Origin of the sequence: Bacteroides sp. D55t1_190419_B8, from assembly GCF_015558905.1 — a bacterium.
In the GTDB taxonomy this organism is placed as follows: domain Bacteria; phylum Bacteroidota; class Bacteroidia; order Bacteroidales; family Bacteroidaceae; genus Bacteroides; species Bacteroides vicugnae.
Map to the genome: position 1 here is coordinate 59,144 of NZ_JADMOU010000007.1, position 14,843 is coordinate 73,986.

At 43.2% G+C, this 14,843-nt stretch carries 8 protein-coding genes; 4 read left to right on the forward strand and 4 right to left on the reverse strand.

All coding sequences use genetic code 11. The annotated features are described in order from the left end of the window. Window position 1 precedes the first annotated feature (1 nt). Window positions 2-4,042 (reverse strand): response regulator, encoded by a 4,041-nt coding sequence (locus tag I2I13_RS08700; RefSeq protein ID WP_195649264.1) that lies wholly within the window; start codon window positions 4,040-4,042, stop codon window positions 2-4. Window positions 4,043-4,253: 211 nt separating this feature from the next. On the opposite strand from I2I13_RS08700, the gene I2I13_RS08705 reads away from it, so the two are divergent. The 4 genes from I2I13_RS08705 (at window position 4,254) to I2I13_RS08720 (ending at window position 10,510) form a co-directional block, all read left to right on the forward strand. Then, window positions 4,254-6,536, forward strand: coding sequence for a GH92 family glycosyl hydrolase (locus I2I13_RS08705; protein WP_195649265.1), 2,283 nt, complete (start codon window positions 4,254-4,256; stop codon window positions 6,534-6,536). A 53-nt stretch (window positions 6,537-6,589) separates the two neighbouring features. Beyond that, a complete protein-coding gene (locus I2I13_RS08710; RefSeq protein ID WP_195649266.1) occupies window positions 6,590-7,540 on the forward strand; it encodes an endonuclease/exonuclease/phosphatase family protein in 951 nt (316 codons plus the stop codon). Between the two features lie 80 nt (window positions 7,541-7,620). Then, on the forward strand, window positions 7,621-8,754 hold the full coding sequence (locus I2I13_RS08715; RefSeq protein ID WP_229128602.1) for a glycoside hydrolase family 76 protein: 1,134 nt from the start codon (window positions 7,621-7,623) through the stop codon (window positions 8,752-8,754). 595 nt (window positions 8,755-9,349) lie between these two features. Beyond that, a complete protein-coding gene (locus I2I13_RS08720) occupies window positions 9,350-10,510 on the forward strand; it encodes a glycoside hydrolase family 130 protein (RefSeq protein ID WP_195649315.1) in 1,161 nt (386 codons plus the stop codon). Window positions 10,511-10,838: 328 nt separating this feature from the next. On the opposite strand, the gene I2I13_RS08725 is transcribed toward I2I13_RS08720, so the two are convergent. The 3 genes from I2I13_RS08725 to fabG all read right to left on the reverse strand — a co-directional run bounded on the left by I2I13_RS08725 (window position 10,839) and on the right by fabG (window position 14,841). Further along, on the reverse strand, window positions 10,839-13,109 hold the full coding sequence (locus I2I13_RS08725) for a GH92 family glycosyl hydrolase (protein WP_195649267.1): 2,271 nt from the start codon (window positions 13,107-13,109) through the stop codon (window positions 10,839-10,841). Between the two features lie 304 nt (window positions 13,110-13,413). After that, window positions 13,414-14,085 carry an RluA family pseudouridine synthase gene (locus I2I13_RS08730; RefSeq protein ID WP_195649268.1) on the reverse strand — a complete coding sequence of 224 codons (672 nt, stop codon included), beginning with the start codon at window positions 14,083-14,085 and terminating at the stop codon, window positions 13,414-13,416. Window positions 14,086-14,094: 9 nt separating this feature from the next. Then, the gene (gene fabG, locus I2I13_RS08735; protein ID WP_010536417.1) at window positions 14,095-14,841 is read right to left on the reverse strand and encodes a 3-oxoacyl-[acyl-carrier-protein] reductase; all 747 of its coding nucleotides are present in this window, start codon (window positions 14,839-14,841) and stop codon (window positions 14,095-14,097) included. Between the last annotated feature and the right edge of the window lie 2 nt (window positions 14,842-14,843).

Genomic DNA, 14,843 nt, shown 5'->3' on the forward strand with positions numbered 1-14,843 from the left:
GCTACTGCTGAACCTCTTCCAAATGTTTCATCCGAAACTCTTTTGGCGTACATTCATACTTTTCACGGAACACCTTAAAGAAAGTAACTTTGTTCGAGAATCCCGAATCGAATACAATTTCATCAATCGTCTTTTTAGTGGTCAGCAATAAATCTTTCGCTATGTGCAAACGACATTCCTTAATCAGATCGGTCGGGCTATCCTCTCCTATCTCTTCCATCTTCCGGTAAAGACTCCGGGGACTGATTGCCAGCCGATCAGCGATATAACGCGGAGTCAAATCTTTGTTCGTTATATTATCATTGATAATCTTCAAAACCGACTGTAGGAACTTCTTCGACTCTTTATGCGTCAACTTCCCGTCCGACTTTTCAAAAGAACTAATCGGCGAACTGAAATAATTCTTCAACACCTCTTTCCGTTCCATCACCTGACAGACAGAAATACGAAGGTACTCCGCACTAAACGGTTTCGTGATATACATTTCCGCACCGGCAGAAAGAGCCTCCATCTGTTGTTCCATCTCGTGCCGTCCGGAAACCACAATAATAGGAATATGCGCCGTCTCTTTCACCGATTTGATCCGCCTAGTCAGTTCAATGCCACCCATTCCCGGCATCATGACATCACAGATAATCACATTCGGATAAACCTCATTCATCACCTGATCCAGCCGCTCGGGATCTTGCAAGGTTATTACATTAAAATCGCCGGAAAATATTTCTCCAATAAACCATAACATCTCGATTTCATCATCAACCACCAAAAGCGTGGGACGCATCTTGTCAAACTCATACTGTGGAAGTTTCAGTATCGGTTGAGTATCTATCTTGGGGATATATTCCGCCGTGAGCCGCTTTGCTTCCGCCACTCCGGTAGTCTGCTCCATAACTGGCAAGGTTAATGTAAACATCACCCATCCATCAGGAGTATTTTCCACTTTCAACGTACCATTCAGTAACTTTGCCATATTATAAGAGATGGCTAGTCCCAGTCCGTTCCGTGAAAAGTTCTTTTCATCCTGATTCTCGAAATTATCCAAAATGGCATACCGGTTAAAAATATACTGGAAATCCTTTTCCTTGATGGTACTTCCTTCATTTGCTACACGAAGAGTCAGCATGTTTTCCCCACTCGTATCCACTTCAATCTTGATACTCTGTCCGTCGGGAGTATATTTAAAGGCATTAGAAATCAGATTAATAATAATCGTATTCAGAAATCCCTTGTCCGAGTTCCACATCACCTGTTCGGGTATCTTGCTCAAGAAAGTGATGTTTCTGGATTTAGCCATTTCGACAAACGTTTTAGCTATTCCTTTCACAATAGAAGACACATTCAATGACTCAATCCGTACTTCCCTGTTTCCTGTTTCAATCCGACGGAATTCAATCAACTCATGAATCAGGTTGTTGAGACGCTCCGCATTCGTCTGAATCATCTGTACGTAGTCCACGACAAATTTACTAAGTCCCTTCGATGAAAGGATTCGTCCGCAAGGACCATAAATCAAAGTCAGCGGAGTACAAAACTCATGTGCGATATTAGTAAAGAAACGAAGTTTGGACTCAAAGACATTCTTTTGATGGCGTTTCTCTATCTCGTTCAGCAATTCCTGCTTTTTACGTTTGGAGCGCAGTATAAAAGAACGTATCAGTAAGGCTGCCAGTAAAAGCAGACAGAAGGCATAAATCAAATAAGCCCACCAGGAAGCATACCACGGATCGCCTATACGAATGACCAGGGAATAGACATCACTCTCTTTATCAAAGACACTATTGTAATATTTCACCAGTAAGGTATATTCACCAGGAGCCATATTCGTAAAAGAGACTCCACTTTCCGAGCCATTGTTTACCCATTGGTCACTCAATCCTTTCAGTTTATAGAAATAGGTGCAGTTATTACCATTCAGATAATCCACAGAAGCAAATGAAACAGAAAAGAAATTCTGGTCATACTGTAAATTCAAGACTTCAGCTTCTTTTTTCCGGGTGAGAAATTCTCCCAGATTGTATTGTTCACCGAAGATAGACAGCTTATCAAAATAAACAGGAGGCATATAAAGCTGCTCCGGACGGCCATCCGCCCGGATAGCTACGACTCCATTGATTCCTCCAAAGAACAGAGTACCAGTCCGGGAATCCCGAAAAGCGGCACCGTCACTAAACTCTACCACCTTTAAACCATCTCCGAAACCATACGAACGAAAGACATTCCGTTTCGTATCGAAATTGATTAATCCGAGATTGGTGCTCAACCAGAAATTGTCGGACGAGTTTCTAAGAATTGCATGAATGGTATTATTCAGGAAACCATTCTTGGCATTGAAGAGCTGATAAGAAGTTTCCGAAGTGTACTTTATCAATCCGTAGCTCGTTCCAAAAAGATAGTTATTGCTGCTGTCTTTACTGATGGCGAGAATATTATTCAGGGTCATGTTTTCGTATTTGTGAGTAGACACCGGTTCCAGGCCGTTCGTCGTTTCGTTATAGCGGAACACCCCATATCCTTTATTACCAAACAACAGGTTGGTTTCATTCTCCGCATAAATAGTAAAGAAATAGTTCGATCCCAGTTCGCCATCATTAATGATGTAACGTTGCGCATCCACAATCACCGGATTGTCCGGTGTTCCGGCAATACGAGCCTTCACCACTCCCATGCCGACACTCGCCAGCCACAGTTCGGAATCTGCTGTTTCGTAAATGTCATGGATGTATTTGAAATCTTCGTTGCCGATCCGTATTGGTATACTCTTGATACGTTTTTCCCGATATGAATAATAAGTTAATCCTTCTTCGTCTCCTATCCAAAGCAAATTCCGGTGGCTTTTGGCAAAACAATAAACGGCATTACTACTCAAAGCACTATTAGAGGTAGTCAACACCTCTGATCGGCAGTCAGAGATGTTTTTATCGAATTCGTAATCATAGATTTTAAGAATTCCGTTTCCTTTGGTTCCCACCCAAAAAGTACGTTCATCATCAAGATAGATGGCACGCACGGGGCGTTCTATTTTCTCGGTGTAATTGCTAAGCACCATTGATTTGATAGAATAAAGCGGGTTCGAATAAAGATAAACACCTTGCCCGTCTGTACCAATCCAAACAACATCCTGAAAACGGTCCTTCTTGAGACAAAATACACCGCTGTTGATTGGCAACGGCTGAATTTGATAATGATTCGTTTCCTTCTGTTTCTCCAACAGCAGAATACCATCCATCAAAAAGCCCACAAAATAGCTGTTATGATAATGAACGATGGAAGAGATTTTGCCACGTTCCTGTATTTCCTTACCCAGATTGGCAATAAATTCATTCTTCTGGGTCGGAATATGGAAAGCATAAAAATTAAATTCCTTGTCTATGTAATAAAGAGATTGCTCGTCATTGAAACAATAGATCAAGGAGGTCTGATAAATCAGATTCGTTTTTTGGGGTAACAGGGTGATATCTCCCGATGTGGCTTCCTGCTGTATGTCATAACAACGGTTGTATCCTTTCATGACTACCCACATCCGGTTATTACCGTCGATAAAGAAGTTTACGATATCGGAAATCGGAATTCCCGTGATATTGATTTTCTTGAAGACGCCTTCTTTTTTATGATAATAATAAATGCAGTTACTATCCTGGATAATGAACAGATTACCATGACTATCCTTATTCATAAAGAAGAGTTTCTGAAATTCATTATAGTGAGTGATTGTATTGGTTTTCCGGTTCAAACGGTTCAACCCATAGTAGGTTTGAATCCAGTAAATGTCTTCACCCGTATACACAATATTGTCAATCAGATTACCAGATAAGTAATCCTCCTTGTCACGGGTCTTAAATTCCTCAATCTCTTGTCCATCATAAATATTCAGTCCGTCGCAGGTCCCGATCCACATTAATCCACGTTCATCCTGGCACAGAGATGTAATCGAACTATTAGACATATATTCTTTATCTGCAACTTGCTTCAAATTATAAGCATAAGCGTTATGTATCAACAGATTAAGAAAAAAGAATAGAATAAAAAACGACTGTTTCCCCATAGTGTATTATTCTTAGATTTGCTATATGACAAAGGTAAACAAAAAAACATTCCGAGCTTTTTTTTTGGCCGAGATATAAGTAAATATCCGTGCCAGAGTAGTTAATTTCAGTGACAAGAGACGATTTAAACTCCCTATTACTAGAAGCGCATTCCTTTTCTCCCTATTTTCGTCGTAGAAATTATTTTCAAATCTATAAATTCATTGGTTCATGAAAACACCTTTTTCATTTAAACACTTGCTATTTCTTGGAGGTGTCGTGTTGTACAGCCTGCAATCTTCTGCCGTTAAGAATCCGGTAGACTATGTCAGTACACTGGTAGGCACTCAATCCAAGTTTGAACTGTCTACCGGAAACACGTATCCGGCTACGGCATTGCCGTGGGGAATGAATTTCTGGACACCGCAGACCGGTAAAATGGGAGACGGTTGGGCATACACGTATGATGCCGACAAAATCCGGGGATTCAAACAAACACATCAGCCCAGTCCCTGGATGAACGACTACGGGCAGTTTGCCATCATGCCTGTCACCGGCGGACTGGTATTCGACCAAGACCGACGTGCCAGTTGGTTCTCTCACAAAGCGGAAGTCGCCAAGCCTTATTATTATAAGGTATATCTTGCCGACCACGATGTAACAACCGAGCTTGCTCCTACGGAGCGTGCCGCCATGTTCCGTTTCACATATCCGGAGACAAAGAATGCCTACGTGATTGTAGATGCTTTCGACAAGGGATCTTACGTGAAAGTGATTCCGGAAGAAAACAAGATTATCGGCTATTCAACCAAGAATAGCGGTGGCGTGCCGGAAAACTTCAAAAACTATTTTGTGATTCAGTTCGACAAACCGTTCACATTCCTTTCCGCAGTTTCCGAAAATAACATTCTTCCGAATGAAACAGAAGCGAAAGGAAACCACACAGGTGCCGTGATCGGGTTCGCCACCCAAAAAGGAGAAATTGTACACGCACGTGTTGCTTCCTCCTTTATCAGTCCCGAACAGGCGGAGTTGAATCTCAAAGAGCTTGGCAAAAACAGTTTCGACCAACTGGTAGCAAACGGAAGAGAGGTCTGGAACCGTGAAATGAGCAAGATAGAGGTAGAAGATGACAACATTGATCATTTACGTACATTTTATTCCTGCCTGTACCGTTCGATGCTTTTTCCACGCAGTTTCTACGAAATAGACGCTAAGGGACAAGTCATGCATTACAGCCCCTACAACGGCGAAGTGCGTCCCGGCTATATGTTTACCGACACCGGATTCTGGGACACGTTCCGCTGCTTGTTTCCTTTCCTCAACCTGATGTATCCGTCAATGAATCAGAAGATGCAGGAGGGACTGGTGAATGCTTACAAAGAAAGCGGTTTCCTGCCGGAATGGGCCAGCCCGGGACACAGGGATTGCATGGTGGGCAACAACTCGGCTTCCGTAGTGGCCGACGCTTACATCAAAGGGTTGCGCGGGTATGACATCGAAACTCTTTGGGAAGCATTGAAACATGGAGCCAATGCACATCTTAGCGGAACTGCTTCGGGGCGTCTCGGCTACGAATCTTACAACCAACTGGGATATGTCGCCAACAATATCGGCATAGGACAAAACGTTGCACGTACATTGGAATATGCATATAACGACTGGGCGATTTATACATTAGGCAAGAAACTCGGTAAACCGGAAAGCGAAACCGATATTTACAAGAAGCGCGCATTGAACTATAAAAATGTCTATCATCCGGAACACAAACTGATGGTAGGTAAAAACGACAAAGGCGTATTCAATCCGAAATTCGACGCTGTAGACTGGAGCGGTGAATTTTGTGAAGGAAACAGCTGGCACTGGAGCTTCTGCGTATTCCACGATCCGCAAGGACTTATCAACCTGATGGGAGGCAAGAAAGAATTCAATACGATGATGGATTCCGTTTTCGTCATTCCGGGCAGACAGGGAATGGAGAGCCGCGGCATGATTCATGAGATGCGTGAAATGCAAGTGATGAACATGGGGCAATATGCGCACGGAAACCAGCCTATTCAGCATATGGTGTATCTCTACAACTATTCAGGCGAACCCTGGAAAGCCCAATACTGGATACGTGAGATTATGAACAAGCTATACACCGCCGGTCCCGACGGCTATTGCGGCGACGAAGACAACGGACAAACTTCCGCATGGTATGTATTCTCCGCACTCGGTTTCTATCCAGTTTGTCCGGGAACAGATGAATATATCATAGGAACTCCGCTCTTCAAATCAGCGAAGTTACATCTGGAAAACGGAAAGACCATTACGATCAAAGCAGATAACAACCAGCCTGCCAACCGCTACATTAAAGAAATGAAGGTGAACGGGAAATCACAAACCCGCAATTTCCTTACACATGACCAGCTGACAAAAGGTGCCAATATCCAATTCCAAATGAGCCCCGTACCCAATAAACAGCGGGGAATCACAGAAAAAGATGTACCTTACTCTCTTTCATTTGAATAAAATATTGTACTTTTGGAGGTCAATGAATTATCTACCAAACAAACTATAAAAACATGAAACTGAAAAGTCTTTTACTAATTTCCCTTGTTGCGATCGTATTCTGCAATTGCCAGAGTAACTATCAGCCTACCACCTTTACTGTTGCCTCTTATAACCTAAGAAATGCCAACGGCAGCGATTCACTTCGCGGAAACGGTTGGGGACAACGTTATCCGGTCATTGCCAAGATGGTGCAATACCACGATTTCGATATTTTCGGCACACAGGAATGTTTCCTTCATCAGCTGAAAGACATGAAGGAAGCACTTTCCGGTTATGACTATATCGGTGTGGGCCGTGACGACGGTAAAGATCAAGGTGAACATTCTGCAATCTTCTATCGTACCGACAAGTTCGATCTTGTAGAGAAAGGCGACTTCTGGCTGTCGGAGACTCCCGATGTGCCGAGCAAAGGCTGGGATGCCGTGCTACCGCGTATCTGCAGTTGGGGACACTTCAAATGCAAAGATACCGGTTTCGAATTCCTGTTCTTCAACCTGCACATGGACCATATCGGGAAGAAAGCCCGTGTGGAAAGTGCGTTCCTTGTACAGGAGAAGATGAAGGAACTGGGCAAAGGCAAGAATCTTCCGGCTATCCTGACCGGTGACTTCAATGTCGATCAGACTCATCAGTCATACGATGCTTTTGTAAGCAAAGGCGTGCTGTGCGATTCCTACGAAAAATGCGATTTCCGTTATGCTATCAACGGAACCTTCAATGACTTCGACCCGAACAGCTTTACAGAAAGCCGCATCGACCATGTATTCGTATCTCCGTCTTTCCATGTGAAAAGATACGGCGTACTGACAGATACTTACCGGAGCATCGTAGGAAACGGAGACAAAAAAAATGCAACCGACTGTCCGGAAGAAATCGACATCAAAGCATATCAAGCCCGCACTCCTTCCGATCACTTTCCTGTAAAGGTAGAGTTGGAGTTTGACGAACGTCGGCAGAAATAATTTTATTAGTTAAAAATAACCTGAAAAGTTTCACCACACAACCTGATATTCCTATGAGAAATATATACACCCTAGCCTGTATGTTATTTTTCCTTACGTCCGCAACGGGAAAGACACCGGAAAACAATCGCTATCTTTCCATTGCCGACTCGATTCTGCACAATGTATTGAATCTTTATCAGACGAAGGACGGATTACTGACAGAGACTTATCCTGTCAATCCCGACCAGAAAATCACTTATCTGGCTGGAGGAATGCAACAGAACGGAACGCTGAAAGCCTCTTTTCTATGGCCTTACTCCGGGATGATGTCAGGTTGTGTGGCGTTGTACAAAGCTACCGGTAACAAGAAGTACAAGAAATTACTCGAAAAGAGAATCTTGCCGGGGATGGAACAGTATTGGGATAACAGCCGCCAACCAGCCTGTTATCAGTCATATCCGGCCAAATATGGTCAGCACGGACGTTATTATGACGACAACATCTGGATTGCATTGGATTATTGCGACTATTACCAGCTCACCCACATCCCAACTTATCTGGAAAAAGCCATCGCATTGTATCAATACATTTACAGCGGCTGGACTGACGAACTGGGTGGAGGTATTTTCTGGTGCGAACAGCAAAAGGAAGCAAAACACACTTGTTCGAATGCCCCGTCAACTGTGCTCGGTGTCAAGTTATACCGATTGACAAAAGATGCCAAGTATCTGGAAAAAGCAAAGGCTACCTATGCCTGGACCAGGGAACATCTTTGTGACCCCGACGACCATCTTTATTGGGATAACGTCAACCTGAAAGGAAAAGTGTCCAAAGAGAAGTATGCCTACAACAGTGGGCAGATGATTCAGGCAGGCGTGTTGCTCTATGAGGAAACAGGAGACGAACAATATCTGCGTGATGCCGGACAAACAGCTGCAGGAACAGACGCTTTTTTCCGTACGCAAGCCGACAAGAAAGATCCGGTAATCAAAGTACACAAAGATATGGCTTGGTTTAATGTGATTCTGTTCAGGGGATTGAAAGCTCTGTACAAGATTGACAACAATCCGGTTTATGTAGATGCCATGGTGAACAACGTTCTTCATGCTTGGGAAAACTACAGGGATGAGAACGGACTATTGGGAAGAGACTGGTCGGGACATAAGGAGGAACCGTATAAATGGTTGCTCGACAATGCCTGCCTCATTGAGTTTTTTGCCGAAATAAATTAACTTCATCCATTATTATTACCATGAATATAACTAAAATAGTTGGTTTATCCATCCTCCTCTCCGGCAGTGCCGGTATGCAAGCGATGGAGTAGCCGATTGCTCATATCAGGAATTATTGTATTCCTGCTTACGGAATAACTGTTTCTAACATTGACACTTACGGTTCCAAGATAGTTTCAAGGCAGAAGAACTTTAGTTTCAAGCCTTTGAAACCATAGTTTCAAGCCTTTGAAACCATAGTTTCAAGCAACAGAAACTAAAGTTTCTCACCAATGAAACTAAAGTTTCCTACTGATGAAACTAAAGTTTCAAGCAATGAAACCTTCTCTCACCTGTAATAGTATGATAATGAGCGAATACAACTCCGAATAGAGAAACAAGTACCCTCATAGCAGAAAAACAATAAAATCCCAGCTTTCGACAAAGTGACAGCACACCATGCCGTCACCTTGCCATCACACCATGCTGTCACACCGTAATATTTTCAGGATCAATAATTTATATCCAATCAGGTGACAGATGACAGCATTTTATTCATTTTTCAATTTATATGTAGAGAGTTATATGACTCCTGAAAATAAACAACCCATATAATATAGACAATATGAAATCAACTTTTTTATTCTTACTTGCTACGACAGTGATGACTTGTGCTGCCAACGGCCAGTCTTCCAATCATAAAGAGAACCAGTTACCCGATTGGGCTTTCGGTGGTTTCGAACGTCCGAAGAGCGTAAATCCGGTAATATCCCCCATCGAAAACACCCAATTTTATTGTCCGCTCACAAAAGACTCCATTGCATGGGAATCGAATGATACATTCAATCCGGCAGCTACAATCTACAATGGAGAGATTGTCGTGTTATACCGTGCAGAGGATAAATCAGGGGTCGGCATCGGACGCCGTACTTCACGCCTCGGTTATGCAACCTCTACTGATGGCACACATTTCCAACGGGAAAAGACTCCTGTATTCTATCCGGATGACGATTCACAAAAAGAATTGGAATGGCCCGGCGGCTGTGAAGATCCACGGATTGCTGTAACCGATGACGGACTTTATGTAATGATGTACACCCAATGGAACCGCCATGTGCCTCGGCTGGCAGTAGCGACCTCCCGCAATCTAAAAGATTGGACAAAGCATGGGCCTGCTTTTGCCACGGCATACAACGGAAAGTTCTTTAATCTGGGCTGTAAATCCGGCTCTATCCTGACGGAGGTTGTCAAAGGCAAACAGGTTATCAAGAAAATCAACGGAAAATACTTTATGTACTGGGGCGAAGAACACGTATTTGCGGCTACTTCTGATGATTTAATCCATTGGACTCCGATTGTCAACATTGACGGCTCCCTGAAGAAGCTGTTTTCTCCCCGTGACGGCTACTTTGACAGCCATCTCACCGAATGTGGACCACCGGCCATCTACACTCCGAAAGGAATCGTCCTTCTTTACAATGGTAAGAACCATTCAGGAAGAGGTGACAAACGTTATACTGCCAATGTTTATGCTGCCGGACAAGCGCTCTTCGACGCCAAAGATCCTACCCGCTTTATCACCCGTCTCGACGAACCGTTCTTCCGCCCGATGGATAGCTTCGAAAAGAGTGGACAATATGTGGACGGAACCGTATTTATCGAAGGAATGGTCTATTTCAAAAACAAATGGTATTTGTATTATGGCTGTGCCGACTCCAAAGTAGGAGTAGCCGTTTATGATCCGAAACGGCCGGCAAAGGCTGATCCGCTGCCATAATTAAGTATATGCACACAAGTAGTTTATATAATCATTCAGACACGGATTACATTCTCCTTTAAAAGAAAGAAAGTAATCACGACTAACTTATTTCTTAAAACTACATCCTCTCAAACGGCTGAAAACGGTAAGTTCCTGTAAGGATTTACTTTTCAGCCGTTTTTAGTGTATAAAATAAAGCTTTCCGAAGCTGAACTAAATGTTACAACCGGAAAGCTTTACAATACCTATTGAAAACTGAATTAATACTCGGGAACTAACTTTATTCTTTCATTGCCGGAGACTTTTCCCTCCTTTCAATAAGGACTTATCTTTTATAAGCTGTCTTTCATCTATTTATATTATTCAAAACAACCGGTCTGTTTGCCGGAGCCTTACCAAAATTCTTATTCGGCTTTTTCCCCATTACAAACTTCAATGTGCTGCCATTTATTATATCCTGATAAGTGATATAACTCTTATCATAAGGCTTGCCATTCAAATACACTTTCTGGATATAGATATTTTCTTTGCTGTTATTTGGTGCTTCTACAGTAAAAGTATTACCACCACGTACCTTCATTTCTACTTTCTTAAAACAGGGGCTACCGAAAACAAATACACCGTCCGACGGATTCACCTGATAGAGTCCCATAGATGAAAGCAGATACCAAGCTGACATTTGTCCACAATCTTCATTGCCGATAATACCATCCGGTTGGTCTGTATAAAAATCACTCATGATGAAACGGACCTTTTCCGCCGTTTTCCATTGTTCACCGGCATACGCATAAAGGTAAGCAACATGGTGGCTCGGTTCATTTCCGTGCGCATATTGTCCGATCAATCCGGTTATATCGCTCGATGCTCCTTCGCCCATACTGTCGGTGTTGGTAAAGAAACTATCAAGCTTCGTCGCAAAGGGTTTGTCACCGCCAAACAAGGCAATCAGTCCATACGGATCTTGTGGAGCAAAGAAAGTATATTGCCATCCGTTTCCTTCACAGAAATCTCCGACAGTATGAATGGAACGTGCCGGATCGTAAGGAGTACGCCAAGAGCCGTCTTCCAATTTCGGGCGGATAAAATGGATGGAAGAATCAAAATAGTTCTTATAATAATGAGCACGTTTCGAGAATGTTTCAGCATCTTCGGCCTTTCCCATCTTATATGCCATAGCAGCAATTCCCCAATCGTCCACCGCATATTCCATTGCTATCGAAGTCGCCTCATGGATTTTGTCGGCAGGAATATATCCTTTTTCTACCACATAGGGTACTCCCTTTTGTTTCTCGTAAGTAGCCGTAGCTTTCATAGCCTGCCATGCTTCTTCCGCATCGAAACCGATAAATCCTTTCAGATACGCATCGGCAATCACCGGCACGGAGCTATAGCCCGGCATCTGATTGGTTTCGCCGCTCATCAAAGGCCAGATGGGGAGTTTATCCTGCTGACGATAGATGGAAATCATCGAATTGACTACATGGTCCACCATTTCAGGTTGGGTGATAGTCATCAGAGGATTCAATGCACGGTAGGTATCCCACAAAGAAAGAGTTGTATAGTTGGCTTTCTTAGGATCCGTGTAAATCATGTCGTTCATTCCTCTATACTCTCCATTCACATCACAAAAAAGTGTAGGAGCAATCATGGTATGATAGTGTGCGGTATAGAACACACGTCTGGAAGCCTCATCATCGGTTTCTACTGTCATCTTCTCCAGTTGCTTGTTCCATCGGGCGGCACTCCTATCCACTACTTTGTCAAAATCCCAGTGGGTAAGTTCGGCTTGCAGATTCATCGCCGCATTGTCACAGCTGACAGAAGAAAGAGCGACTTTTATCTTCACTTCTTTCACGTTACCAAAAGTGAGGACACTCTTCACTGATGCCACTTTCAGTTGCCCCCAAGGTTTCGGGGTATTATCGTCATAGGCAGTAAACTGCTCTATCTTCTTATCACTTTTCAACACAAAATAAACTTTGCGGGAAGGACTCCAGCCTCTCACATAACGATACCCCTCTACTGTATAATCATCTACTTTACGGATATAACTGTCGTAAGCATTCGAGCCGTTCCCTTCACGTAAGTCGATCAATATGGAAGCCGGTTTTCCTTCAGGATAAGTATAACGATGGAAGCCTACACGATCTGTAGCTGTCAGCTCAGCTTTGATATTGTAACGGTCGAGAAGCAAAGAGTAATATTCGGGACGGGCAATTTCATTCGTATGGGAATATCCGGAAGCATAGCCATCTCGTATATCATCCTGATTGCCTCTAGGCGTACGGATTTCATTCAATGGCATGATGAGAATATCACATAAGTCAGTACAGCCCGTACCGCTCAAATGGGTATGTGAAAAACCGATTAAGATGCTATCGGAATAATGATAACCCGAACACCAGTCCCAACCTTTATGGATGTTAGTAGGGCCCAGCTGCACCATTCCATACGGAACACTCGTCCCAACAAAAACGTGTCCATGATAACCGGATCCGATATACGGATCGACGTACTGCAATAATCCTTCACTTTTTGAATAGTCCCGTTGCGCAACTCCATTTCCCGCTGCAAACAAGAAGCAGGAAGTCAATGCAAGTAGTTTAAATGCTTTCATTCGTATTCTTCTTTGGTATGATTGATAATAACAATTAGCGAATGATGCAAATATACTACCTATTCAGGAATTTACTAAATGTCGCTGGAGTTTACTAGAAAAATGGCAGGCAAGTTTACTCTTTTGGCAAGAGTTCCAATCACAGACTTACCCGAATTTCCACAAAAAAAGCTGTATACCAAGCACTCTTGCTAAACAATCGTATATTATTAGGTACAGATTCCATGTTTCTTAGAATAATGAATTGTAAAGCAACAGCGCCAATCCGTGAAATCCGTGCTTAAATTTATTATAGAAATCCGTGTTAATCTATGATGAATCCTTTCCATAAATTCCCTTCGGGAAGGGGAGCTTCAAGCTCTATCAGCTCTTTGGAAACAGGATGTATGAATCGCACTCTCCGGGCGTGCAGACAAATGCTCCCATCCGGATTGGAGCGTGGAGAACCATATTTCAAATCTCCTTTGATAGGACATCCCATTTTGGCCAACTGACAACGAATCTGATGATGACGTCCGGTCTTCAAATCAACTTCGAGCAAATAGTAATTCTCCGAACGACCGATCAACCGGTAATGCAAAATCGCTTTCTTACTGTTCGGAACTTCCTTATCATATGCATAACTTTTATTTTGCTTTTCATTACGCACAAGAAAATGTATCAGTTCGCCTTCCGGTTCTTCCGGTTCATTTTTCACAACCGCCCAATAAGTCTTTTTCACCTCACTGGTGCGAAACATTTCGTTGAGTCGTGTAAGCGCTTTACTCGTTTTGGCAAAAATAACAAGACCGCTTACGGGGCGGTCCAACCGGTGTGTCACACCGAGGAAAACATTTCCGGGTTTCTGATACTTCTCTTTCAGATACTGTTTCACAGTCTCCGAAAGCGGCGTATCACCCGTCTTGTCTGCCTGGACAATCTCGGAAGCGGTCTTATTGACTACAATGATATGGTTGTCTTCGTATACAACAGTCATTCTGTTCGATTACATATTCATACCACCATCTACCTGAATCACCTGGCCCGATACATAAGATGACATATCAGAAGCAAGGAAGGTAGCGATGTTTGCCACATCTTCAGGAGTACCACCACGACGCAAAGGTATTTTCTTTGCCCATTCAGCTCTTACTTCATCAGAAAGAGCAGCTGTCATGTCTGTCAGGATGAATCCCGGAGCGATAGCGTTGGCACGGATGCCGCGAGAACCCAACTCCTGTGCGATAGACTTAGCCAATGCAATCATACCTGCTTTGGAAGCAGCATAGTTAGCCTGTCCTGCATTTCCGTGAACACCTACAACAGATGCCATATTGATAATGCTACCGGCTTTCTGACGCATCATGACAGGTGTACAAGCATGAATGAAGTTAAACGCCGACTTCAGGTTCACGTTGATCACCATATCCCATTGCTGTTCGCTCATGCGCATCATCAAACCGTCACGAGTGATACCGGCATTGTTTACCAATATATCGATCCGTCCAAAGTCCTTGTGGATTTCTTCTACGACCTTTGCAGTATCTTCAAAGTTAGCAGCGTTAGATGCATAGCCTTTGGCTTTCACGCCCATTGCTTCAAGTTCTTTAGCTGTATTTTCTGCATTTTCGTCAATGACAAGGTCAGTAAATGCGATGTTTGCACCTTCGGCGGCAAACTTAAGAGCGATAGCCTTACCAATACCGCGAGCAGCACCGGTTACAATGGCTGTTTTTCCGTCTAATAATCCCATAC